The following is a 23,522-nucleotide window of genomic DNA, read 5'->3' as shown; positions in this document are numbered from 1 at the left end:
GGGATCTCACGAGCGGATCGGGATCATGCCGGTCTCCGGCAGCGGGATCTCCCCGGTGTGCGGGTGGCGCCGCTCGGCCTCCTCCTCGGAAGCCTCCTCCAGTCGCTCCTCCTGCGCTCCGGCAGCCGCGGTGGTCCCGGAGGCCGCGACCGTGGTGGCCAGGTCCTTCTCCACGACGAACAGCAGCACCAGCGCCGCGGCGATCCCCAGCGGCATGATCCACAGGAAGATCGGGATCAGGGCGTCGCTGTACGCCCCGATGATCACCTCGCGCACCGGATCCGGCAGGGACTGCACCACCGAGGGGGTCAGCGAGTTGGTGGAACCGAGGCTCGTGGCCTGCCCCTGCTGCCGGGCCGCGGCCAGCACCGGGGCCAGGCGATCCGCCAGCAGATCCTTCAGCCGGGCCGTGAACAGCCCGCCCACCAGGGCCGAGCCCACCGTGGCGCCCACCTGGCGGAAGAAGTTGGCCCCCGCCGTCGCCGTGCCGACCATGCTCACCGGGAAGCTGTTCTGCACCACCAGGGTCAGCAGCTGCATGGACATCCCCAGGCCCAGACCCACCACGGCCAGGGCCAGGCAGATCAGGTATGTGGCGGTGTCCGTGGCCAGGCGCGAGAGGCAGAACAGCCCGGCCGCGATCAGCAGGGAGCCGGCCACCATGAAGGCCTTGTATCGGCCCAGCTTGGACACCAGCGCCCCCACGGTCACCGAGGTCACCAGCATCGTGCCCATCATCGGGATCATCAGCAGGCCGGCCTGGGTCGCGTCCACCCCCAGCACCATCTGCAGGTAGGTGGGCATGTACCCGATCGCCCCGAACATCGCGATGCCCATGCACAGCCCCGCCACGGTGGTCAGCACGAAGTTGCGGTCCCGGAACAGCGCCATCGGCATCACCGGCTCGGCCGCGCGCAGCTCGACCGGCACGAACAGCGCCGCCGCCACGACGACGGCGCCCAGCAGCCCCAGGATGGTCGGGGAGTTCCAGGCGTACTGGTTCCCGCCCCACGTCATCGCCAGCACCAGGCAGGCGGTGGCCGCGGCCAGCAGGGCCATGCCCAGGACGTCGATGCGCGCCCGGCGCGTGCGCGCCCCCGCGTTGGTGTGCGGGATGAGGAACACGGCCGCGGCCAGGGCCAGCGCGCCCAGGGGCACGTTCATCCAGAAGCCCCAGCGCCAGCCCGGGCCCTCGGTCAGCCACCCGCCCAGCAGGGGCCCGGCCACGGAGGAGAACGCGAACACGCCCATCAGGGCTCCCATGTACTTGCCGCGCTCGCGCGCCGGGATGACATCGGCGATCACCGCCTGGGACAGGATCATCAGGCCGCCGCCGCCCAGACCCTGCAGCCCACGGGAGACGATCAGCCCCGTCATCGACTCCGCGAGCGCACCGGTCACGGACCCGGCCGTGAAGGCGAGGATCGCGAAGATCAGCAGGGGCTTGCGGCCCCAGAGGTCCCCGAGCTTGCCGTAGATCGGCATCATGATCGTGGAGACCAGGATGAACGCGGTGATCACCCAGGACATGTGCTCCACCCCGTCCAGCTCCCCGACGATGGTGGGCAGGGCCGGGGAGAGCACGGTCTGGTTCAGCGAGGACATCAGCATGATCAGCATCAGCCCGATGAACAGCAGCAGGATGCTGGGGGCCGGGGCGGGATCGATGGCCCCGCCGGGCTCGGACGACGTGGCCGACTCGGCCGCCGACGACGGCGCGGGGGCGGTCTGCGGGGTGGAGGCCCGGCCGGGGCGCGCGTGACGCGGGGTGTAGGTGGTGGTCAACGTTCCTCCTGGAGGATCTGAGAGAAGAGGGCGGCGGAGCGGGCGATCTGGGCGTCGGCCTCGTCGATCTCCCGTCCCGCACCGAAGTCGATGTGGCGCAGGATCGCCGCGGAGAGCAGGACCAGGGCCCGGACGCGGCGCACCTGCTCCGGGTCGGGCTCGGCGTCGGGCTCGGTGCGGGGCACGAGCTCTCCCCGCTCGGCGTAGGCGGCCCAGTCCATGCCCAGCAGGAACTGCTGCAGGGCCTGCTCGCAGCGCAGCATGTGGATCTTCATCCGCTGGCGCAGCTCCGGCAGCTCGCGGATGACCTCGCGCGACGCCGCGGCGGCTTCCGGGGACATGGACCCGCGCAGCACCCGCAGGAAGATCTGCGCGGCGTAGGCCGGCAGAGCGCTCTTCGCGGGGTGGGGCACGGTGCGCAGCAGCTGCTCGCTCATCTGCGGTTCGCGCAGCCCGAGGACGGCGTCCTCCTTGCTGGGGAAGTAGTTGAAGAAGGTCCGGGTGGAGACCCCCGCCTGCTCGGCGATGGACTCCGCGGTGGTGCCCTTCAGGCCCTTGGCGCGCGCCTGCTCGGCGGCGGCGGCGTGGATGGCCTCCCAGGTGCGGGTCCGGCGGCGCTCGCGCAGCGACGGCGATTCGTTTTCTTGCACTACTGCATCTTATGCACTGATGCAGTATCTGCACGAGTGCATCTTCTATGGGATCGGTCACCGGATCCGCCGGCGGGTCCGTCAGAGGGCAACGCCGACGGGCGGCGGTGGGCGACGCGGGGCGGCGGGCGGGTCCGTCGGCGGACGGCGGGCGGGTCGGGCCGAGGGCGGCGGTGGCAGAATGGTGCGCCGTCGTCCTCCCCGGCCTCACTTCCCCACCGTCCCAGGAGTCCCGTGTCCCCGCGCCGTTCCCGCCGATCCCGCAGCCGTCCCCGCCCGCGCGTGCGGATGAGCACCCGCACCCGGTTCATCGTCACCGTGGTCGCGGTGGTGGTGCTCGCCGTCGTCGGGCTGGGCACCCGCGGGCTGGATCTGTTCCGCGGCGAGGACGGATCCGCAGATCGGTCGGGCGCGACCGCATCCCGGGCGGCCGCCCCCCTGCCCGCGGGCCTCACCGCGCAGCAGGCCCTGGATTCCCTGGAGACCAAGGGCAAGGCCGCCCGGACCGGGTACTCCCGGGACGCCTTCGGCGCGCGGTGGGCGGATGTGGACCACAACGGCTGCGACACCCGCAACGACATCCTCGCCCGGGACCTGACCCAGACCACCCTGCGCCCCGGGACCTGCAAGGTGGCCACCGGGGTGCTACAGGATCCGTACACGGGTCGGCGCATCGACTTCACCGCGGGGGCCCAGACCAGCGCGGCGGTGCAGATCGACCACGTCGTCGCCCTGTCCGACGCGTGGCAGACCGGCGCCCAGCAGCTGTCCACCGCGGACCGCATGGCCCTGGCCAACGACCCTCTGAACCTGCTGGCCGTGGACGGGCCCGCCAACAACGGCAAGTCCGACGGCGACGCCGCGACCTGGCTGCCCGAGCAGAAGTCCTTCCGCTGCGAGTACGTGGCCCGGCAGGCCGGGGTCAAGCGCAAGTACGACCTGTGGGTGACCCGTGCCGAGCGGGCCGCGATGCAGCGGGTCCTGGACACCTGCCCCGGCCAGCGCATCCCCACCCGGTAACCCGCCCGGCCCGCTCCACTGGGTTTCGGGCCGGGTTCGTCGCTTCGGGACGGGTTATTCCGGTCCCGAAACGACGAACCCGTCCCGAATCGATCTGATCAGGGCCGGGCCGGGCCGGTCAGTAGCCCAGGCGGGCGTTCTCCAGCACGGGCAGAGCCTGCCGGGCCCGGGGCACCACGTCCAGATCCAGATCCACGATCTCCAGGTGCTCCCCGCCGTCCAGCTGCGCCAGGGCTTCTCCGAACGGGTCCGCGACGACGGAGTGCCCCACACCCGTGGGCGCGCCCTCCGGCACCGCGGCGCCGGTGACGGCCGGGTCCGCCTGGCCCACCGCGAGCACGATCGTGTTGCTGTCCAGGGCACGGGCCCGAGTCAGGATCTCCCACTGCCGGACCTTGCTCTCGCCGGCACCCCAGGAGGCCGCACACACGATGACCTCGGCCCCGGCGCGAGAGAGCTCGGCGAACAGCTTGGGGAAGCGCACGTCGTAGCACAGGGCCAGCCCCACCCGGTGCCCGGCGACGCTGAGCACCACGGGCTCCCGGCCCGCAGCCACGGTGTCCGACTCGCGGAACCCGAAGGCGTCGTAGAGGTGGATCTTCGCGTAGTCGAAGCGCTCGCCCTCGGGGGTGTACGCCGCCAGCACGTTGCGCACCCGGGGGCTACCGGACCCGGCCGGAGCCTCCTCGAACTCCCCCGCCACGATGGTGATCTCCCGCTCGGCGGCCAGCCACATCAGCTCGGTCTTCCAGTGCTCGGCGTGCTCCCGGGCCGCACCCAGCAGGTCGTGGCCGAACCCGATCATCGTGGCTTCCGGGAAGACGACGAGCTGCGCACCGGCGGCCGCGGCGCGCTCGGTGTGCTCGCGGACCAGGGCGAGGTTCCCCGCGACGTCGGCGGTGGTGCTGATCTGGGCGATGGCGGCTCTCATGCCTCCACCCTGCCACGTCCGTCCGGGACCCGCGCACAGGGGCCGGGACCGGCCCCCGAGGCATGACGCCCGGGACTGGATCCCCGGGCCGGGCAGCGGGCACGGCACAGAATCCGCACAGCGACCCTCCGATAGACTCGCCCGAGGCGCACCGATGCCCGCACCCCGGTTACGCCCGGGCCGCAGACCCCCACGGGCGGCCCCGGAGCGCCTCCGGGGCGGACGCGGAAGCACCCGGACCATCGCACCCCATTCGCACCAGGACACACACTGTGGACATCCAGAACCACTTCTACGGCCACTCCGCCGCCTACGCCGCCCACGCGGGCCTGTCGGCACCACGCCACATCGCCGGTCTGGTGCAGCACGGGTGGACGCCCACCTCCCCGGTGCGCAGCCACTTCACGGAGCTGGCCTCCGCCGCACCGGCCGGAGGGCTGTTCGTGTGGTCCCACGGTTCCCGGGCCTGGGATCCCGCACGGGATGAGGAGGAGACCGGATACCGGAGCACAGCCATCGGGGCGCCGTTCCTGTACCTGGCGGACCAGGTGCGCGCCCGCGGGGCGATGCCGGAGCGCACGATCCCCACCGTCGTCGTCCCCTTCCACGGCTCCAAGATCTTCCAGCTGGAAGGCGACCAGTCCGTGTACGCCCGCCAGGTCTACGAGAAGGAGGGCCCGGCCGTGGTCTGCCTCCACGTGGATGACATGGAGCACGAGGAGATCGTGCGCGCCTGGACCGACACCGGGCACCGGGTGACCACCTGCGGTCAGCGCCGGGACCCGGAGTTCCTCTCCCGCAACCTGTGGCTGCTGGCCTCCGCACGCAAGGTGGTCACCAACCGGGTGGCCACGGCCTCGTTCTACGCCGCAGCCCTGGGCACCCCCGTGCACACCTACGGGCCCTTCTACTCCGTGCGCAACGCCGCCGCGACGGATCCTGACGAGGCCGCGATGCGCGCCATGTTCCCGGAGTTCTTCGCCGAGCAGCCGGACCAGGAGGCGCTGCGGCGGATCGCCGAGGTGGAGCTCGGCCGCCCCTGGATGCGCCGCCCCGAGGAGCTGACGCGCCTGCTCGGCTGGGACGGGTCCACCCTGCGCCCGGCGCTGCAGTACTGGCTGACCGGGCCGGTGGACAAGGCCCTGAAGGTCCTGGGACTGCGGACCAGCGCGGTCACGACCCCGCAGAGCCCCACCCACGACGGGCAGGCATCGGACCCGACCCCCGCTCCGGCGGTCCCGAACCGGACGGAGCCGAACGCGGGCGGGGAGCCGGCGGAGCCGAGCGCCGGCCCGAAGCCGCACCCCCTGGCGTTCCTGCGCCACCCGCTGCAGCATCTGCCCGAGCGCCTGCCCCGGAGCACCTACCCGCAGGCCGTGGCGCCTGGCATTGAGGACGCCCCGGCGGGGAGCCGCCGGGCATGAGCCGCACCCCGCCCTGGGCCGAGCCCGCCCCGGAGCCCGCCGAACCCCTCGGCGTCCCGGGCCCGGTGGGTCCCGTCCAGCCGTCGAGCCCGCAGCCCCGGACCGCGCAGACCACCCCCGTCGGGTCCCCGCGCCGGGGCCTCCCCCCGCGGGTGGTGCCGTACCTGTACCTCATCGCCTCGGCGGTGCAGGGCATGGCCGCGGTGCTCGTGCAGCCGTTCTCCATCCACCTGTTCGGCGGGGTCCGCTCCCCCGGGTGGAACTCCGCCTCCTTCGCGATCTCGGTGATGCAGGTGGGCCTCGTCGCCTTCTCCGCGGGCTTCCCGCTGGCCATCACCCGCGCCTGGCTGGAACCCGGCGACGGTCCCCGCAACGCCCGAGCGATCAACGGCTTCAACGTGCTGCTCGCGGTGCTCGGCGGCGCCCTCGGACTCGGCATCGCCGCCCTGGCCGGCGCCCCTGCCTACCTGCTGGCCTCGATCTGGTCCATGGCGGCCCTGGCCGTCGTGGTCGCCGCCCAGGCCCAGCTGCGCGCCCAGGCCCGCCCCCTGACCTTCGCGGCCCTGGCCGCCGGCTCCTCGCTGATCGCCCACCTGTTCGGTCTCACCGCCATCGCCCTGTTCGGCGCCCATGCCGCGGTGTTCATGGGCGGCTTCGCCGTCTCCACGACCCTCACGGCCCTCGCCGGGATCCTCCTGACCCGCCCCACCGCACCGCAGAGGGCATGGGGTGCGGTGAAGACAGCGGTGGTGGCCGGGGCGCCCCTGCTGCCGCACTCCTTCGCGATCATCCTGCTGATGCAGGGCGACTCCATCCTGCTCAAGCGCCTGGCCTCCCCCGGGGAGACCGGGGTCTACCTGGCCGCGCTCGTCTTCGCCCAGGGGCCCATCGCGGTGCTGGCCGGACTGAACAACGCCTGGTCCGCGACCGTCCTGAAGGCCTCCCACGGGGACCCGGCCGAGTTCGAGCGGATCTCCCGGTCCACCCTGCGCACCGCGACCCGGCTCGGAGCGCTGATGGCGGTGCTCGGGTCCATCGGCGCGCCCCTGGGGATCCTCGTGCTGGCCCAGGGCAACCCGGACACCACCCGCGTGGCCGTCGTCCTGCCGGTGCTGGGCATCGGCTACGCCCTGTACCTGGTCTCCACCAACATCCTGTTCGGGCGGCTGCGCACCACCGCGTTCTACTGGGTGACCCCGGCCGTCGTCGTGCTCGCCGCCGCGGCCGCCGCCTGGCCGGCCTCCCGCGACGCCCTGGTGGGGGTCGCGTGGGCGAAGGTCGCGGCCTTCACTCTGCTGGGTCTGGCCTATGCGTGGAACGCCCGCAAGGACGTCGCTCTGCCGATGCTGCGCACCGTGGGGCTGGTGGCCGCAGCGGGGCTCGTCGCCGCCGCAGTCCTCGCCGTCTACACGCTGCTGCTGGCCTGAACCGGGCACCGGGACCAGCCCCGGCCCACCCACTCAGTCCAGCAGGGATTCCAGGACGACGGCCGCGCCGTCCTCGTACACGCTGGGCGCCACCTCGTCGGCCACCGCCCGCACGCCCTGCGCGGCCTGGCCCATCGCGACCCCGCGCCCGGCCCACGTGAGCATCTCGACGTCGTTGAAGCCGTCCCCCACCGCGACGGTGCGCTCGCGCGGGATGCCCAGCCGCGAGCGGATCTGCTCCAGCGCGGAGGCCTTGGACACCCCGTGCGCGGCCACATCCAGCCACGGCGTCCACCCCACCGCGTAGGCGACCCCGTGCAGCCCGGCCCGCTCGATCGCCTCGGTGAAGTCCTCCAGGTCCAGCTCGTCGGAGAAGACCACCACGCGCACCGCGGACATGCTCGCCAGCTCCTCGAAGCCCACCACCCGGGCGGGCGCGCCGAAGCTGGCGTCGTGCACCGGGACCGTGGACCAGAACGCCCCCTCGGCGGTCTCCAGGGCGAAGCGAGCCCCCGGCACGGCCTCGCGCAGGGTGCGCAGGGCCGGTTCGGGGCGGAACTCGGCGGCGTCGATCACCGCGTACCCGCCGGGGGCCTCGGCGTCGATGCGCAGGGTGATCCCGCCGTTGGAGGCCACCGCGTAGCCGCGGGTGATCCCCGCCAGCTCCACCACGGGCAGGGCCGCGGCCCGGGAGCGCCCGGTGGCGATGACCACGTGGTGTCCGGCCGCGACCACCGCCTGCACGGCCCGGCGCACCCGGGCGGACATCGCGCCGTCGTGATCCACCAGGGTGCCGTCCACGTCCAGGGCCACCAGGTGGGGTCCCGACGCCGGGCTTCGGGGCGCGGAGGTCACCGGCTCCCGGCCTCGCGCACCGCCGGGATGACCTCCAGGCCGCCCAGGTAGGGGCGCAGCGCCTCCGGGATGCGCACGGAGCCGTCCGCCTGCTGATGGGTCTCCAGGATCGCCACCAGCCAGCGGGTCGTGGCGAGGGTCCCGTTGAGGGTCGCGACCATGCGGGTCCCGCCCTTCTTCCCCTCCGCGCCCTCGGGGGTGCGCTCGCGGATGTTCAGGCGCCGGGCCTGGTAGGTGGTGCAGTTGGAGGTGGAGGTCAGCTCGCGGTACGTGCCCTGGGTGGGCACCCACGCCTCGCAGTCGAACTTGCGGGCCGCGGAGGAGCCGAGGTCCCCGGCGGCGGTGTCGATGACGCGGTAGGACAGCTCGCACAGGCCGAGCATCTCCTCCTCCCAGGCGAGCATCTGCGCGTGCATCGCCTCGGCGTCCTCCACCCGGGCGTAGACGAACATCTCCGCTTTGTTGAACTGGTGCACGCGGATGATGCCGCGGGTGTCCTTGCCCGCGGACCCGGCTTCGCGCCGGTAGCAGGTGGACCAGCCGAGGTACTTCAGGGGGCCCTCGGACAGGTCGATGATCTCGTCCGCGTGGTACCCGGCGATCGCGACCTCGGAGGTGCCCACCAGGTAGAGGTCGTCGCGCTCGAGGCGGTAGATCTCGTCGTCGTGCTTGACGTTGAAGCCGGTGCCGGCCATGGTCTCCGGGCGCACCAGGGTGGGGGTGGTGAGCATGGTGAAGCCGCGTCGGCTCGCGTAGTCCAGGGCCATGCTCAGCAGGGCCTGCTCCAGGCGGGCTACGTGGCCTTTGAGGAAGTAGAAGCGGGCCCCGGAGACCTTGGCGCCGCGGGCCATGTCGATGCCGTCCACGATCTCGCCGATCTCCAGGTGGTCCCGGGGGGCGAACCCCTCGGCCTCGAAGTCTCGCGGCTGTCCGACGGTCTTGACGACCTCGAAGTCCTCCTCGCCGCCGGTGGGCACCCCGTCGATGATGAGGTTCTCCATGCGGGAGGTCAGCTCGTCCTGCTCCCGCTGGGCCTGCTCGGCGCGGGCCTCGGCCTCCTTGACCTGACCGGCCAGCTGGGCCGCCTGGGCCTTGGCCTGCTCGAAGGCGCCCTGCTGGGAGGGGTCCTTCTTCGCGGCCCCGGCGAGCCGGCCGATGTCCTTGCTGGCGGCCTTCTGCTCGGCGCGCAGGGACTCGAACTCGCTGATGGCCTGCCGACGGGAGGCGTCGGCCTCCAGGATGCGGTCCACCAGCTCGACGTCGGCCTGGCGGGCGCGCTGGGAGGCTCGGAAGAGGTCGGGGTTCTCACGCAGAAGACTGAGGTCGATCACGCCCCCAACCTACCGCACGGCCGTCCGCGTCGAGCGGCCTCCCCCGGGGCCGGCTCTGCCGCTCTCGACGACAGGTCCCGCCGGCGAGGGGCAGGCCACCCCTTCCGCTCGCTCCTCGCGTAGCCTGGGAGGCATGACTCGACCTTCCAGGCTCCTGGCCGCCGCGGGCCTCGCCGTGTTCGGCGGCGCCGCGGCCGCCAGCATCACCGCCGCCTGGCTGCGCAGCTCCCCCCTGCCCCCGGCGATCGCCGCCCCGGACCGGCCCCCGCTCACGCCGGGGCCGCCGCGGCGGGTCGGCGTCGTCGTCAATCCGGTCAAACACGGGGCGGGGGAGGCCCTCGACGCCGTGCACTCGTCGCTGCGCCGGGCCGGGTGGGAGGAGCCCCGGGTCTACGAGACCACCGTGGAGGACCCGGGGGCCGGTCAGGTGCGCGCCGCCCTGGCCGCCGGGTGCGAGCTGGTGCTGGCGATGGGCGGGGACGGCACCGTACGCCAGGCCGCCGCGCAGCTGGCCGACACCGAGGCGATCCTCGGCATCATCCCCCTGGGCACCGGGAACCTGCTGGCCCGCAACCTGGAGCTGCCCTTCACCGACCCGGCCGGCTGCGTGCAGATCGCCCTGCACGGGCACCCGCACCGCATCGACCTCATCGGCATCCGCGCCGAGCTGGCCGAGGGCGAGGCAGTGCGGCAGCGCTTCACCGTGATGGGCGGGGCCGGATTCGACGCCCAGATCATGACCGACACCCGGGATCGCCTGAAAGCCCGCCTCGGCTGGATCGCGTACGTGGAGGCCGGGATGCGCAACCTCGTGGCCCGCCGCCACTCCGTGAGCATCACCGTGGACGACGCCGCCCCGGTGCGCCGCAAGACCCGCTCGGTGATCGTCGCCAACACCGGGGACCTCACCGCCGGGATCCGCCTGGCCGAGGCCTCCCGGCTGGACGACGCCCGCCTGGAGACCATCGTGCTCACCCCCCGCAGCCTCCTGGACTGGGCCGCCCTGACCTGGCAGGTGATCTCCCGGCGCCGCGGACTGCTGCCGGTGATCGAGCATCTGCACGGGCGGCGGGTGCACGTGGACTTCCTGCACCACCCGCAGCCCATGGAGGTGGATGGGGACTACGTGGGCGAGGTCCGCGCCTTCACCGCCGAGGTCCAGCCCGGGGTGCTGCGGGTGCAGACCGCCTGAACCGACGTCGACGCGGGGTGGTGCGGCGCGGCGCGCGGCGGCGCGGTGTCATCGGGAGTCACCCGGCCGGGCGGAGGACTACGCTGGACGCGCATTCGCCGCCGCCGTCGAAAGGAATCCCCGTGGGCACCTCGTCCGCCGCCGCACCCTCCGCCACCGCCGCTCTGGATCAGTTCCGCAGCATCATGGGCACCCAGCACGTGCTCACCTCCGAACGCCGCACCGCACCGTATGCCCGCGGCAACCGCTACGGCTCCGGGAAGGTGCTGGCCGTGCTCAGGCCCGGCACCCTCGTCCAGATGTGGCAGGCCCTGCAGGTCTGCCTGGACCACGACATCGCCATCATCAACCAGGCCGCGAACACCGGGGTCACGGGCGGGTCTTCCCCTGCCGCGCAGGACTACGACCGCGACCTCGTGATCATCTCCACCCTGCGGATCAACCAGATCCACCTGATCAACGACAACCGCGAGGCCGTGTGCCTGGCCGGGTCCACCCTCTACGAGCTCACCGCCAAGCTCACCCCGCTGGGCCGGGAGCCGCACTCGGTGATCGGCTCCAGCTCCATCGGCGCCTCCGTGGTCGGCGGCATCGCCAACAACTCCGGCGGCTCCCAGGTCCGCAAGGGCCCCGCGTACACCGAGCACGCTCTGTTCGCCCGGGTGGACGAGCACGGGAAGGCGCACCTGGTCAACCACCTCGGCATCGAGCTGGGCGAGGACCCCGAGCACGTCCTGGAGCGCGCCCAGCGCGGGGACTGGGACCCGGCGTCGGTCACCGCCCCGCCGGAGGACACCACCGGCACCGACTACGCCGAGCACGTCCGGCAGATCACGGACACCCCGGCCCGGTACAACGCCAACCCCAAGTTCCTCTTCGAGGCCTCCGGCAGCGCCGGCAAGCTGATGATCTTCGCCGTGCGGGTGCGCACCTTCCCCCTGGAGAAGGACACCGCGACCTTCTACATCGGCACGGACAGCCCCAAGACCCTGGAGGACCTGCGCCGGGAGATCCTCACCTCGGACCGGCGCCTGCCGATCTCCGGGGAGTACCTGGGCCGGGAGTCCTTCGACATGGCCCGGAAGTACGGCAAGGACACCTACGTGGCCCTGAAGTACGCCGGCAGCCGCACCCAGGTGCGGATGTTCGCCCTGAAGAACTGGGCCAACGGGGTGTTCGCCAAGCTGCCCGGCTTCGGCCCGACGACGGCGGACACCATCGCCCAGAAGCTGTTCGCCCTGCTGCCCGAGCAGGTCCCCGAGCGCCTGCGCGCCTTCCGCGACCGGTGGGAGCACCACCTGATCCTGGTGGTCAGCCACGACCAGCGGGAGGAGACCCAGCAGATGCTCACCGGGTTCTTCGCCCAGGACGGGCACGACGGCGGGTTCTTCCTGTGCGACGCCGCCGAGGCCGAGGCGGCCATGCTGCTGCGCTTCGGGGTGGCCAGCGCGACCAACCGGATGTTCAACCTGCGCCGGGAGGAGTTCTCCGACTTCGCGAGCCTGGACGTGGCCCTGCGCCGGGACGACGAGGACTGGCTGGCGCAGATGCCGGAGGAGATCACCCGGGACATCGCGGAGAGCTGCTACCTCAGCCACTTCCTGTGCCACGTGGTGCACGCCGACCACATCATCCGCAAGGGGGTGGACGCCCCCACGGTGAAGCAGAAGATGGTGGACTTCCTCGAGGCCCGCGGGGCGGTGCTGCCGGCCGAGCACAACTACGGCCGGGTCTACCACGCCCCGGACAGCCTCGTGGAGCACTACAGGTCCCTGGACCCGTGCAACGTGTTCAACCCCGGGGTGGCGATGACCTCCCCGAAGCGCAACTGGGCGTAGCCGCCGGCCGGGTCGCGGCTCAGGCGCGCTCCGGGGCCGCGCCCATCAGCCCGGCCACCCAGCGGTCCGCGGCGTCGAAGGCGGCATCCGCGTGGTGGGCGTCCACCGCGGGTGCCGCGCCGTCGGCCCGGGGGTAGGAGCCCAGGAACACCACTCCCGGGGAGATCCGGTGCAGACCGCGCAGCGCGTTGCGCATCCGCGCGTCGGCCAGGTGCCCTTCCGCGTCCACGGAGAAGAAGTACCGGCCCAGGGCCTCCCCCGTGGGCCGGGACTCGATGCGGGAGAGGTTGACCCCGCGGGCCGTGAACTGCTCCAGCAGCTCCATCAGCGCCCCGGGGCGGTCCGCGGGCAGCGGGATCATCAGGGTGGTCTTGTCCGCGCCCGTGCGCTCCGGCAGCGGGGCGTGCGCGGGAGCCACCAGGACGAAGCGGGTCACCGCGGTGGAGACGTCCCCGATGTCCTCGGCCAGCACCGCCAGCTCCGGGTGCTGCTCCAGCACCACCGGGGAGCAGACCGCGGCCTGGTACCCGGGGGACTCCGCGCCCAGCAGGGCCAGGGCGGCGGCCGCGGTGGACCCGGCCGGGAGGTAGTCGGCCTCCGGCAGGTGGGCGTGCATCCAGCCGCGCACCTGCGCCCAGGCGTGGGAATGGGTGGACACGGTGCGCACCTGCTCCAGACGGGTGCCGGGGGCGCCGACCAGCACGAAGCGGATGGGCACCAGCACCTCGCGGATGATCCGCAGGTCCGCCCCGGCCGCGATCGCGTCCAGGGTGGCGGTGACTCCGCCCTCCACGGAGTTCTCGATCGGCACCATCGCCGCGTCGACTTCCCCGGCGCGCACCGCGGCCAGGGCCGCGGGCACCGACGGCGACGGCGCGCGCTCGGCGTCGGACGCCCCCTCCACGGACAGCAGGGCGGCCTCGGTGAAAGTTCCCTCCGGACCCAGGAACGCGTACCTCACGGTCAGCGGACCTGCGGGTCCTGGCCGTTCTCGGAGACCATGGGATACTCGGCGTCCTGCCACGCCCCCATGCCGCCGCGCACGTTGATCGCGTCGAAGCCGTTCTGGTTCAGGTACTCGGTGGCCTTCAGCGAGCGCCCGCCGGAGCGGCAGATGACGTAGACGTCCTCGTCCAGGGGGATCTCGCCGTAGCGGGCGGGGATGTCCGCCAGGGGCAGGTGCTGGGCCCGCTCGATGTGCCCCTCCTCCCACTCGTAGTCCTCGCGGACGTCGAGGATCTTGGCGTCCTCGGGGATCTCCTCCACGCTCACGCTGGGAATGTCCACGGTGCGCTCCTTCGCTGCTCGGCTGGCTCGGATTCCGCCGCCCAATCTACCCGGCGTCCGTCCCGCGCGGGAGGGCACTTGCGCCGGACCGCCCCCGGGTGTTGTCTGTAACGCGAGATATGGTTCACACCTCAGCGGGTGCGGGCCGCGGCAGAGAGGAACCCCAGCATGAGCACCACCCCGTGGCAGGGCCGCGACGACGGCCCCGGCGCCATCCACACCCGCTGGCACCACATGGTCTACGCCGGGCAGAAGGAGACCGGGGAGGAGGCGCAGAGCCTCGCGGTGCTCGGCTTCGACTCCCACGAGGGCACGATCCGCTCCCAGGGTCGGCCCGGGGCCGCGGAGGGCCCGCACCGGCTGCGCCACGCCCTGGCCCAGCTGGCCTTCCACGGGGCCAACGTGGTGCACGACCGCGGGGACATCGAGGTGGGCGGGCACCACCTGGAGGAGGCGCAGGCCGAGGCCGGGCGGCGCATCGCCGAGGCGGTGCGGGATCACCGGATGACCCTGGTGCTGGGCGGGGGACACGAGACCAGCTACGCGGGGTACCTGGGTCTGGCGGCCTCCGGGCGGCTGGACGGGGTGCGCACCTGGGGCGTGGTCTCCTTCGACACGCACCTGGGCACCGCCCAGGAGCCGCAGGCCACGGCCACCACGGTGTTCGACCAGATCGCCCGGGCGGAGCGGAAGGCCGGGCGGGAGTTCCGGTACGTGGCCCTGGGCATCTCCGAGACGGACAACACCCGCGCCCGCTTCGAGAACGCGGGGCGGATCGGGGCCCGGTACCTGAAGGATGCTCAGCTGCGCGAGGCGGAGCTGCCCGAGGCCGAGGCCTGGCTGGAGGAGCGGCTGGCGGACCTGGAGGTGATCTACCTCAGCGTGGATCTGGACGTGCTGCCGGGGGAGACCGCCCCGGGGGTCAGCGCGCCGGCAACCCTGGGGGTGCCCCTGTTCGTGGTGGAGCGCCTGGCCCGCCGGGTGGCGCGCACCGGGAAGGTCGCGGTGCTCGATGTCGTCGGGCTGGTGCCGCGCCTGGACCTGGATGAGCGCACCGCCCGCGCCGGGGCCCGGCTGATCCACTGGATCACTGCCGACGGCTTCGAGCGTCCGGCCGCGGACGCCTCCTTGGAGACCGCCCGGCCCCTGCTGGCCGAGCGCCAGCGGCACCTGGACTCCGGGACCGCGGACCCCGGCGGCACCACCGCCACCACCCAGCCCGTCACCGGCCAGCCCGTCACACAGGCCGCACAGGGCACCGGCACAGCGGCGGCGCGTTAGGTTGGTCATATGAGCGATCGAGCCGGAACCCCCGCACAGCCGCAGGACCTCGTGGACATCGAGGAGCTGCTCACCGCCTACCGCGAGCGCGTGCCCGACGCCGAGGACCCCGCCCAGCGGGTGGCCTTCGGCACCTCCGGGCACCGGGGTTCGGCCCTGAGCGGCTCCTTCAACGAGGCGCACATCGCCGCGATCACCCAGGCGATCGTCGAGTACCGCACCGAGCAGGGCATCGACGGGCCGCTGTTCATGGGCCGGGACACCCACGCCCTGTCCGGTCCGGCGCAGGAGACGGCCCTGGAGGTGCTGGCCGCGCACGGCGTCGTCGTGCTGCTGGACGCCCGCGACGGGTACGTGCCCACCCCGGCGCTGTCCCGAGCGATCCTGGTGCACAACGCCCGACCCGGGGCCTCCCAGGCCGACGGCATCGTGATCACCCCGAGCCACAATCCGCCCACGGACGGCGGGTTCAAGTACAACCCGCCGCACGGCGGGCCCGCCGGGGCCGAGGCCACCGGGTGGATCCAGGACCGGGCCAACGAGCTGCTGGCCGACGGGAACCGCGGGGTGCGCCGGGTGCCGTACGCCCAGGCGAAGCTGGCCGAGACCACGCAGACCTACGACTACCTGGACGCGTACGTCTCCGAGCTGCCCGAGGTGGTGGACCTGGAGGCGATCCGCAAGGCCGGGGTGCGCATCGGGGCGGACCCGATGGGCTCGGCATCGGTGGAGTACTGGAAGGAGATCGGGCGCCGGTACGGGCTCGAACTGACCGTGGTCAACCCGGACGTGGACCCGCAGTGGGGGTTCATGACCCTGGACTGGGACGGGAAGATCCGCATGGACTGCTCCTCCCCGCACGCGATGGCCTCGCTGATCGCCAACCGGGACTCCTACGACATCGCGACCGGCAATGACGCCGACTCGGACCGGCACGGCATCGTCACCCCGGACGCCGGGCTGATGAACCCCAACCACTTCCTGACCGTGGCCATCGACTACCTGTACCGGCACCGTCCGGACTGGCCGGGCGACGCCGGGGTGGGCAAGACCCTGGTCTCCTCCTCGATGATCGACCGGGTCGCCGAGGACCTGGGGCGCACGCTCGTGGAGGTGCCGGTGGGGTTCAAGCACTTCGTGGACGGGCTGCTGGCCGGCACCCTGGGCTTCGGCGGGGAGGAGTCCGCGGGGGCCAGCTTCCTGCGCCGGGACGGGGCCGTGTGGACCACGGACAAGGACGGGATCATCCTGGCCCTGCTGGCCTCGGAGATCCTCGCGGTCACCGGCAAGACGCCGTCGCAGCGCTACGCGGAGCTGACCGAGCGCTTCGGGGACCCCGCCTACGAGCGGATCGACGCCCCCGCGACCCGGGATCAGAAGGCCCGGCTGAAGCAGCTGAGCGCCGAGGACGTCACGGTCGAGGAGCTGGCCGGAGAGCCGATCACCGCCACACTCACCGTGGCCCCGGGCAACGGGGAGCCGCTGGGCGGGCTGAAGGTGGTCACCGAGTCCGCCTGGTTCGCCGCCCGCCCCTCCGGCACGGAGGACGTGTACAAGATCTACGCGGAGTCCTTCCGCGGCCCGGAGCACCTGCGGCAGGTGCAGGCCGAGGCCAAGCGGCTGGTGGACGGCGTCATCGGCTGAGGCTCAGCCGAACAGCACCCGCAGCGGGGCGGTGAGGCCGGCGGCGGACGGGGTGCCGGTGGGACTGTTGTGCAACGCGGTCCCCAGGATGCTGAACACGAAGATCACCGAGCCGACGATCAGCAGGACGGACAGCGCGCCGATGATGGTGGCGATCCACCCGAGCACCCGCCCGGCGGTCGCGTCCGCCCCACCCTCGCGGGCCTTCTTCGCCTGCACCAGGGCGATCGGCCCGAGGATCACGCCCAGCATGCTGACCAGCCCGACGATGCCGAGCACCAGAGCCGTCGTCGCCTGGGACTGCGCCCGCGGATCGACCGGCGGGTACGGGTAGCCGTACCCACGCGGATAGCCCCCGTGCTGCGGCTGCTGAATATGCCCCTGCCCGCAGTCGCCAGCGGGCTGGCCGTACTCACCCGGGGTCTGACTCTGGCCCGGCTGTTCCCCGTGCCGGCCGCCCTGCAAGGGGTGGTCGGGCTCGTCGCCGGTGCGGGCGGAGGCACCCTGGATCTCCGCCTGGCTGTGGTGGTCCTCGGGATGCTGGGGATCGCGGTGGTGCTCGCTCATACCCGCCACAGTATCCGCCGGACATCCCACCGGACCAGGCCTGACGCTGCCTGCGACGGAGCACGCAGGCCCCGAGGCCGATGACGATGAGCACCGGATGCTCGGCGCCGGCATCTCGTGCCGTCCCCGGGGCGAGGACCCCGCCCTGCTGCAACAGTCTCCACCCGCCACTGGAGTATGACGCGGATCATCCTCATCGGAATGAATGGGATGGAGCCGGATGAAGCACGCTGACGAAGAATCTGTCGACATCTCCAAGATGTCCATCTGGCGTTTTCGGGAGTATCGCCGATGGCTCACCCTGGGCACCTCCCATGATTTCGCCTCCGCCATCAAGCGGTTCACCTTCCCGATGCTGACCCTCATGGCGACAGGGGATCCCCTCCTCGCAGGGCTCGTGGGAACGCTGGGAGTCGCCTCCGAAGCGATCGCAGGTTTGGTCGGGGGGGGGGTATTTCGCGGACCACCATCCCAAACTCGGTCTGATGATGCTGGCATCATCTGTCGGTGCGGTATGGACTCGTCGGATCAGCCTCCACCGGCCAGCTGGTGGAGATCCTGGATGAGCGCGTGATAGGCCGAGCCCTGGCGGCGAACCAGGGGCGTGATGCGACGATCTCCCTGACCGGCGCTCCGCTCGGCGGGTTCGCCCTCGGGCTCTCCACCGCCCTGGTCGCACCGCTGCTCCAGATCCTCGACCTGCTGGGCCTCGTCGGCCTCAGTGCGGCGGTCCTGGTGGTCCTGCTCAACAGATCGCTCCGAGGCATCCCCAGACCCGAGGACCTGAAGGAGTACGCAGTGAGTCGGGTCAGCCGGGAGGCGCACCCCCGCCGAGAGCCCGCGGGGACGACGACGTCGTAGAGTGGGGACGATCGTCCCTGACCTCGACCGAACGGTGCATGACCCCATGTCCCACACCACCGCAGAACCCCGCGGCGTCGACGCCCACAATCCCAGCGGCAAGACGTTCTTCGGCCACCCCCGCATGCTCGCCAACCTCTTCTCCGTGGAGATGTGGGAGCGCTTCTCCTTCTACGGCATGCAGGCCATCCTGGTGTACTACCTGTACTACTCCGCCGCGGAAGGCGGGCTGGCCCTGGACAAGGGCGCGGCCACCGGCATCATCGGCGCCTACGGCGGCATGGTCTACCTCATGGCCATCGTCGGCGGATACCTCGGGGACAAGATCCTCGGGCCGGAGCGCACCCTGTTCTACTCGGCGATCGCCATCATGTTCGGGCACATCGCCCTGGCCCTGCTACCCGGGCTGGTCGGGGTCATCGTGGGCCTGGTGCTCATCGCCGTGGGCTCCGGGTGCCTGAAGACCAACGCCTCCGTGCTGGTCGGCTCCCTGTACGACCTCAAGGACACCCGCCGCGACGCCGGCTTCACCATCTTCTACCTCGGCGTGAACATCGGCGCCCTGGTCGGTCCGCTGCTGACCAACTGGCTGTGGGGTCTGGCAGGCTTCCACTTCGGCTTCGGCCTGGCCGCGATCGGCATGTTCGCCGGCCTCGTGCAGTACGTGGCCACCCGCAAGCGCCTGCCCGCCGAAGCCCGGGTCGTGCCCACCCCCGCCTCCGCGAAGGAGAAGGGCCTGGCCGGCGGCGCCGTCGTCGTCTTCCTGCTCCTGGTGGCCCTGATCAGCGCGACCGGCCTGCTGACCCCGGACAACATCGACAACTGGGTGATCGGACTGACCCTGGTGGGCGCCATCGCCCTGTTCGCGGTGCTGCTGACCAGCAAGCGCACCACCGCCGATGAGCACTCCCGGGTGCTCTCCTTCGTGCCGCTGTGGCTGGCCAACGTGGTGTTCTGGGCGCTGTTCCAGCAGCAGTTCACCGTCATGGCCGTGTACTCGGACACCCGCCTGGACTGGCACCTGTTCGGCATGGAGCTCAAGCCCGGCCTGGTCAACTCCATCAACCCGATCTTCATCATCGCCTTCGGCACCCTGTTCTCCGTGATGTGGACCAAGCTCGGCGAGCGCCAGCCGACCACCGTCACCAAGTGGTCCTTCGGCCTGGTCGGCGCCGGCATCGCGTTCCTGATCTTCCTCACCCAGGCCGGCAAGCCCGTGGTGAGCCTGTGGTGGATCGTGCTGATCCTGTTCGTGCTCACCCTCTCCGAGCTGTCCATCTCGCCCACCGGCTCCTCCCTGGCCACCAAGCTCGCCCCGGAGGCGCACAAATCCCAGATGATGGCGCTGTTCTGGACCTCCGTGGCCATGGGCACCACCCTGTCCGGCTGGCTGGCCGGCTTCTACTCGATGGACACCGAGATCCCGTACTTCACGACCATGGGCCTGATGTCCATCGCCGCGGGCCTGCTGGTGTTCTTCGGGCGCAAGCCGATCCTCAAGCTCATGCGCGGCGTGCGCTGAGAGGCGGGAGGCAGGCATGAGCACCGCACCGCGCCCGAGCTCCTCCGGCCGCCCCGCAGCGGCCCGCCGCCTCGGCTTGGGGTGGACCCTGCACGGCGACGGGCGCACCGTCGCCCCGGGGCAGGTGGTGGGCCCGCGGGAGCGGCTGCGGTGGGGCCGCACCGTGAGCATCGGCGCCCAGCACGTGGTCGCCATGTTCGGGGCGACCTTCCTCGTCCCGCTGATCACCGGCTTCCCGCCGGCCACCACCCTGTTCTTCTCCGGGCTGGGCACCATCCTGTTCCTGCTGCTCACCGCCGGGCGGGTGCCCTCCTACCTGGGCTCCTCGTTCGCGTTCATCGCCCCCATCGGGGCGGCGAGCAACCAGTACGGTCCCGGAGGAGCCCTGGGCGGGGTGGTGATGGCCGGGGCGGCGCTGTTCGTCGTCGGGCTGATCGTGCAGTGGGCGGGCACGGACTGGCTGCAGAAGCTCATGCCGCCGCTGGTCACCGGCGCGATCGTCGCGCTGATCGGCTTCAACCTGGCGCCCTCAGCCAAGGACAACTTCATGAAGGCGCCCGTGACCGCGCTGGTCACCCTCGGCTCGATCATCCTGATCTCGGTGCTGTTCCGCGGGATGATCGGGCGGCTGTCCATCCTGCTGGGGGTGGCCATCGGGTACGTCACCGCCGTGGTGCGCGGGGAGGTGGACTTCTCCGCGATCCGCGCGACGTGGGAGGCCGAGGGGCTGATCGGGCTGCCGCACTTCCAGACCCCCGAATTCCACCTGTCCCTGGCCGGGCTGTTCATCCCGGTGATCCTGGTGCTGGTGGCGGAGAACATCGGGCACGTGAAATCCGTGGCCCTGATGACCGGGGAGAACCTGGACCGCTACGCCGGACGCGCCATCATGGCCGACGGCCTGGCCACCACCATCGCCGGATCCGGCGGCGGCTCCGGAACCACCACCTACGCGGAGAACATCGGCGTGATGGCCGCGACCAAGGTGTACTCGACCGCCGCGTACTGGGTGGCCGCCGTCGTCGCCCTGCTGCTGTCCGTGTTCCCGGTCTTCGGCGCGGCCGTCGCGACGGTGCCGGCCGGGGTGCTCGGGGGCGCGGCGACCGTCCTGTACGGCATGATCGGGATGCTCGGCGTGCGGATCTGGGTGCAGAACCGCGTGGACTTCTCCGACCAGGTCAACCTCACCACGGCCGCCGTCGCCCTGATCGTGGGGATCGCGGACTACACGTGGGAGATCGGCGGGCTGCAGTTCGCCGGCATCGCCCTGGGCACGGGCGTCACCCTGGTGGTGTACCACCTGATGTCCGCCATCGCCCGGGCGCGCCGGACGGCACAGCCCCAGCCCCGGGAGGAGGGCCCGGAGTAGGCCCCGGGGGATGGTGAGGCCGTCCCGTTGCCGCATCGCCGCGCACCTGGTCGCCGAGACCGTACGTGCTGGCCGAAACCGTATCGGAGCGACGCCATCAGGACCGCACCGCCGCCCCCCTCACCGCGGCATCCGGTCACCGAGACCGCACCTGGTGGCCGAAACCGTACAAAGGTGTCGAAACCGGACCCGACGGTACGGTCTCGGCACGTCCGTACGGTCTCGGCCACGGTGTACGGTTTCGCCGCGCCGGCTCAGCCCCATCCGCGCACGCCGAGCTCGGCCGCACGTCGGGCCGCCAGATCCATGAGCCGGGCCTTCAGTTCGGGACGACGACGCCGCACATCGGCCCACCCGGCGCGCAGCAGCACCACCCCCGCCTCCTGGATGTCCAGCTCCCGCTGCCGCTCCTCGTACAGCTTGGTCCGGGTGTCCCCGTAGTCGAAGTACTTGGCCTTCCCATCAAGCTCCAGCCCCATGCGCAGCGGTTCCCACCCCAGGTCCACGCGCCGGCGACCGCGCCTGGTCTGCACCGGCATCTGGGGCCGCGGGGCGGGCAGCCGCAGCTCGTGCACGGCCACCCGCGCCAGACTCTCCAATGCCGACTCCGACCGGGCGTCCGCGAAGTCGAGCACCCGCCGCACCCTCCTCGCGCCCCGGAAGCCGGGAGCCGCCCGCAGCAGCCCGAGGACATCCTCCGATGCGACCCCCACCCGCAGCACGTGGTCGGCCAGGACGACGCCGTCCTCGAAGCCCATCGACGCCGCGCAGTCCAGGAGAGTGCGCGGCAGATCCGTCACGGGGATCTGCCCGCCGAGCAGGCTCCGATGCGCCCCGATGCCCGGCCGGTGGTGCACCGCGATCCGGGGATCACGGGTGGAGGGCTTGCCGACGGAGCTGACATGCACGCGGTCGGGCAGACGCAGCAGGGACAGTCCGTGCAGGAGCGCCGCCGAAGCATCGGAGAAGATCCACGGGGCGGTGGTGCGAGACAGGAACGCGAGGTGCATGGCCAGGCACTGCTGCCGCGGGGACAGCTCCTGCCAACGACGGGCCCGAACGTAGCAGCTGCGGGCGATCCGCACCCAATCGGTCCCGAGGCCGCCCCGACTCGGACGCGGATCCCCATAGCCGAGCTCGCGCAGCTGCTCGGGCTGCAGGATCTCCTCGAGGCTCAGGTCAGCGATCGTCGTTCCCATGCCGGCCAGCATGCCGCACCCTGAGGTGGCCGATGGCGTCTCAGAGGCAGGATTGTGCGGTGTGGGCGCAGGTGGAGGCCACCGTCCACAGATCCGGGAAACGCCAACCCCGCCCCGAACCCGGTGGGACCCGATCACGGCGCCCCAGCAGATCGGTGAGACCGCACCTGGTGGCCGAAACCGTACAGAGGTGTCGAAACCGGACCCGACGGTACGGTCTCGGCACGTCCGTACGGTCTCGGCCACGGTGTACGGTTTCGGCCGCACACCGCGCACCGCACACCGCAGCCAGCAGCCCTTAGCCAGCGGACCGCGAGCGCGGGTCAGGGGCGGGGGAAGAGCTTCCGGGCCAGGTCCGCGCGGTTGGTGACCAGCCCGTCCACGCCCAGCGCGGCCAGGCGGCGCATGTCCTCCGGATCGTCCACGGTCCACACGTCCACCCGCAGGCCGCAGGCGTGCGCAGCATGCAGGAACCGACGGGTCACCACCGGCACCCGCACCGGACCGAGCCGGTGGGACTCCGGAACCTGCAGGGCGTCGAAGGGCGGGACCCACCGGCCGAGCAGCCGCAGCGCGATCCGCCAGCCGGGCCGCACCCAGCGCATCGGCAGCCTGCTGACCAGCAGGAACAGCGCCGTCCCCGCGATCCCCGGGCTGGACGGCGGCAGCGGAGCGCGCCGCTGCTCGGGAACCGAGGCGCCCGAGGCCGCCCCGGAAACCTCCGCGTCGTCTCCGGAGTCGATCCCGCGGCGAGCGGTCGCCCCGGGAGTCTCCGCACCGTCCCCGGAGGCGATGCCGTGGCGAGCGCCCTGCCCGAAAGGCCCGGCCGTCGTCCCCGCCGCGGACCGCCGCGGCCCACCGGTGCCGGCCCCCGACGCGCGCAGGGCGGCCAGCGCGCGGCGTCGTCGGGCATCCGAGAAGGAGGCGATCCGCACCCGGTCCACCGCCCCCGCCTCCCGCAGCACCCGCGGCACGGCTTCCACCGCGCCCTCGTCCTTCAGGTCGATGTTGAACCGGGCCGTGGGGAAGGCCTCGAGGGCTTCGGCCAGGGTCGGGATCCTCTGCCCGTCCGGCAGCCGCACCTCGGCCACCTGCGCGGCACTCAGCTGCGAGACCCGCCCCGGCACCCCGGCCACCCGATCCAGGGAGGGGTCGTGCAGCACCAGCACGACGCCGTCGGCGGTGGTGTTCACGTCCGTCTCGATCCACTCCGCGCCCGCCTCCACCGCGGCGCGGAAGGCCTCCAGGGAGTTCTCCGCGGCTTCGAGGGCCAGGCCACGGTGGGCGTAGACGGTGGGGACGGTGCGGTCACGGGGGCGCTCTGACATGCCCCCGAGCC

General features: G+C 72.3%; 20 protein-coding genes. 10 read left to right on the top strand and 10 right to left on the bottom strand.

Annotation, left to right across the window (positions count from 1 at the left end):
- Window positions 1-6 precede the first annotated feature (6 nt).
- On the bottom strand, window positions 7-1,668 hold the full coding sequence (locus NQ707_RS05610; protein ID WP_242650416.1) for an MDR family MFS transporter: 1,662 nt from the start codon (window positions 1,666-1,668) through the stop codon (window positions 7-9).
- Between the two features lie 113 nt (window positions 1,669-1,781).
- A complete protein-coding gene (locus tag NQ707_RS05605; protein WP_058731801.1) occupies window positions 1,782-2,435 on the bottom strand; it encodes a TetR family transcriptional regulator in 654 nt (217 codons plus the stop codon).
- A gap of 288 nt (window positions 2,436-2,723) precedes the next feature.
- Between NQ707_RS05605 and NQ707_RS05600 the strand changes: the two genes are divergently transcribed.
- Complete coding sequence (locus tag NQ707_RS05600; RefSeq protein ID WP_404435033.1) at window positions 2,724-3,455, top strand: HNH endonuclease family protein; 732 nt, start codon at window positions 2,724-2,726, stop codon at window positions 3,453-3,455.
- A gap of 118 nt (window positions 3,456-3,573) precedes the next feature.
- On the opposite strand, the gene NQ707_RS05595 is transcribed toward NQ707_RS05600, so the two are convergent.
- Complete coding sequence (locus NQ707_RS05595; RefSeq protein ID WP_260008510.1) at window positions 3,574-4,386, bottom strand: nitrilase-related carbon-nitrogen hydrolase; 813 nt, start codon at window positions 4,384-4,386, stop codon at window positions 3,574-3,576.
- A 272-nt stretch (window positions 4,387-4,658) separates the two neighbouring features.
- Between NQ707_RS05595 and NQ707_RS05590 the strand changes: the two genes are divergently transcribed.
- Together NQ707_RS05590 and NQ707_RS05585 are read left to right on the top strand one after the other, a co-directional pair.
- On the top strand, window positions 4,659-5,810 hold the full coding sequence (locus NQ707_RS05590; protein ID WP_404435032.1) for a hypothetical protein: 1,152 nt from the start codon (window positions 4,659-4,661) through the stop codon (window positions 5,808-5,810).
- Window positions 5,807-7,237: a lipopolysaccharide biosynthesis protein gene (locus NQ707_RS05585; RefSeq protein WP_058730400.1), complete on the top strand. Its 1,431-nt coding sequence runs from the start codon at window positions 5,807-5,809 to the stop codon at window positions 7,235-7,237. Before NQ707_RS05590 ends, NQ707_RS05585 begins: the two co-directional genes overlap by 4 nt.
- A gap of 33 nt (window positions 7,238-7,270) precedes the next feature.
- Here NQ707_RS05585 and NQ707_RS05580 read toward each other — a convergent pair whose 3' ends face one another.
- Entirely contained in the window at window positions 7,271-8,092 is an 822-nt protein-coding gene (locus NQ707_RS05580; protein WP_404435031.1) for an HAD family hydrolase, read from the bottom strand.
- Entirely contained in the window at window positions 8,089-9,423 is a 1,335-nt protein-coding gene (gene serS, locus NQ707_RS05575; protein WP_100464847.1) for a serine--tRNA ligase, read from the bottom strand. The genes NQ707_RS05580 and serS overlap by 4 nt, the downstream gene beginning before the upstream one ends.
- Window positions 9,424-9,556: 133 nt before the next feature.
- Between serS and NQ707_RS05570 the strand changes: the two genes are divergently transcribed.
- The gene (locus NQ707_RS05570) at window positions 9,557-10,615 is read left to right on the top strand and encodes a diacylglycerol/lipid kinase family protein (protein WP_404435030.1); all 1,059 of its coding nucleotides are present in this window, start codon (window positions 9,557-9,559) and stop codon (window positions 10,613-10,615) included.
- A gap of 122 nt (window positions 10,616-10,737) precedes the next feature.
- Window positions 10,738-12,453, top strand: a complete 1,716-nt coding sequence (dld, locus tag NQ707_RS05565; protein WP_363834062.1) for a D-lactate dehydrogenase — start codon at window positions 10,738-10,740, stop codon at window positions 12,451-12,453.
- Between the two features lie 19 nt (window positions 12,454-12,472).
- Here the strand turns inward: dld and pheA are convergent, their stop codons facing one another.
- Together pheA and NQ707_RS05555 are read right to left on the bottom strand one after the other, a co-directional pair.
- Window positions 12,473-13,414, bottom strand: coding sequence for a prephenate dehydratase (gene pheA / locus NQ707_RS05560; RefSeq protein ID WP_064725306.1), 942 nt, complete (start codon window positions 13,412-13,414; stop codon window positions 12,473-12,475).
- 2 nt (window positions 13,415-13,416) lie between these two features.
- The gene (locus NQ707_RS05555) at window positions 13,417-13,740 is read right to left on the bottom strand and encodes a rhodanese-like domain-containing protein (protein WP_058730396.1); all 324 of its coding nucleotides are present in this window, start codon (window positions 13,738-13,740) and stop codon (window positions 13,417-13,419) included.
- Between the two features lie 168 nt (window positions 13,741-13,908).
- On the opposite strand from NQ707_RS05555, the gene hutG reads away from it, so the two are divergent.
- A complete protein-coding gene (gene hutG / locus NQ707_RS05550; RefSeq protein ID WP_404435029.1) occupies window positions 13,909-15,021 on the top strand; it encodes a formimidoylglutamase in 1,113 nt (370 codons plus the stop codon).
- A 9-nt stretch (window positions 15,022-15,030) separates the two neighbouring features.
- A complete protein-coding gene (gene pgm, locus NQ707_RS05545; protein WP_058730394.1) occupies window positions 15,031-16,665 on the top strand; it encodes a phosphoglucomutase (alpha-D-glucose-1,6-bisphosphate-dependent) in 1,635 nt (544 codons plus the stop codon).
- Between the two features lie 3 nt (window positions 16,666-16,668).
- Here pgm and NQ707_RS05540 read toward each other — a convergent pair whose 3' ends face one another.
- Window positions 16,669-17,232 (bottom strand): DUF4190 domain-containing protein, encoded by a 564-nt coding sequence (locus NQ707_RS05540; RefSeq protein WP_058730393.1) that lies wholly within the window; start codon window positions 17,230-17,232, stop codon window positions 16,669-16,671.
- Between the two features lie 507 nt (window positions 17,233-17,739).
- On the opposite strand from NQ707_RS05540, the gene NQ707_RS05535 reads away from it, so the two are divergent.
- Genes NQ707_RS05535 through NQ707_RS05525 form a run of 3 tightly spaced genes read left to right on the top strand, consistent with a single transcriptional unit; the run spans window position 17,740 to window position 20,984 of the window.
- Complete coding sequence (locus NQ707_RS05535; protein ID WP_058730391.1) at window positions 17,740-18,093, top strand: hypothetical protein; 354 nt, start codon at window positions 17,740-17,742, stop codon at window positions 18,091-18,093.
- Window positions 18,094-18,139: 46 nt separating this feature from the next.
- Complete coding sequence (locus tag NQ707_RS05530) at window positions 18,140-19,615, top strand: peptide MFS transporter (RefSeq protein ID WP_058730390.1); 1,476 nt, start codon at window positions 18,140-18,142, stop codon at window positions 19,613-19,615.
- Window positions 19,616-19,631: 16 nt separating this feature from the next.
- Entirely contained in the window at window positions 19,632-20,984 is a 1,353-nt protein-coding gene (locus NQ707_RS05525) for a solute carrier family 23 protein (RefSeq protein WP_196826113.1), read from the top strand.
- Between the two features lie 254 nt (window positions 20,985-21,238).
- Here the strand turns inward: NQ707_RS05525 and NQ707_RS05520 are convergent, their stop codons facing one another.
- Both NQ707_RS05520 and NQ707_RS05515 read right to left on the bottom strand, forming a co-directional pair.
- Window positions 21,239-22,195: a hypothetical protein gene (locus tag NQ707_RS05520; protein ID WP_404435028.1), complete on the bottom strand. Its 957-nt coding sequence runs from the start codon at window positions 22,193-22,195 to the stop codon at window positions 21,239-21,241.
- Between the two features lie 311 nt (window positions 22,196-22,506).
- On the bottom strand, window positions 22,507-23,511 hold the full coding sequence (locus tag NQ707_RS05515; protein ID WP_165869976.1) for a glycerophosphodiester phosphodiesterase family protein: 1,005 nt from the start codon (window positions 23,509-23,511) through the stop codon (window positions 22,507-22,509).
- Window positions 23,512-23,522 lie beyond the last annotated feature (11 nt).

This window comes from Rothia sp. BD8, from assembly GCF_044878465.1.
GTDB classification, from domain to species: Bacteria; Actinomycetota; Actinomycetes; order Actinomycetales; family Micrococcaceae; genus Rothia; species Rothia kristinae.
This window is presented reverse-complemented; position numbering and strand designations above follow the sequence as displayed.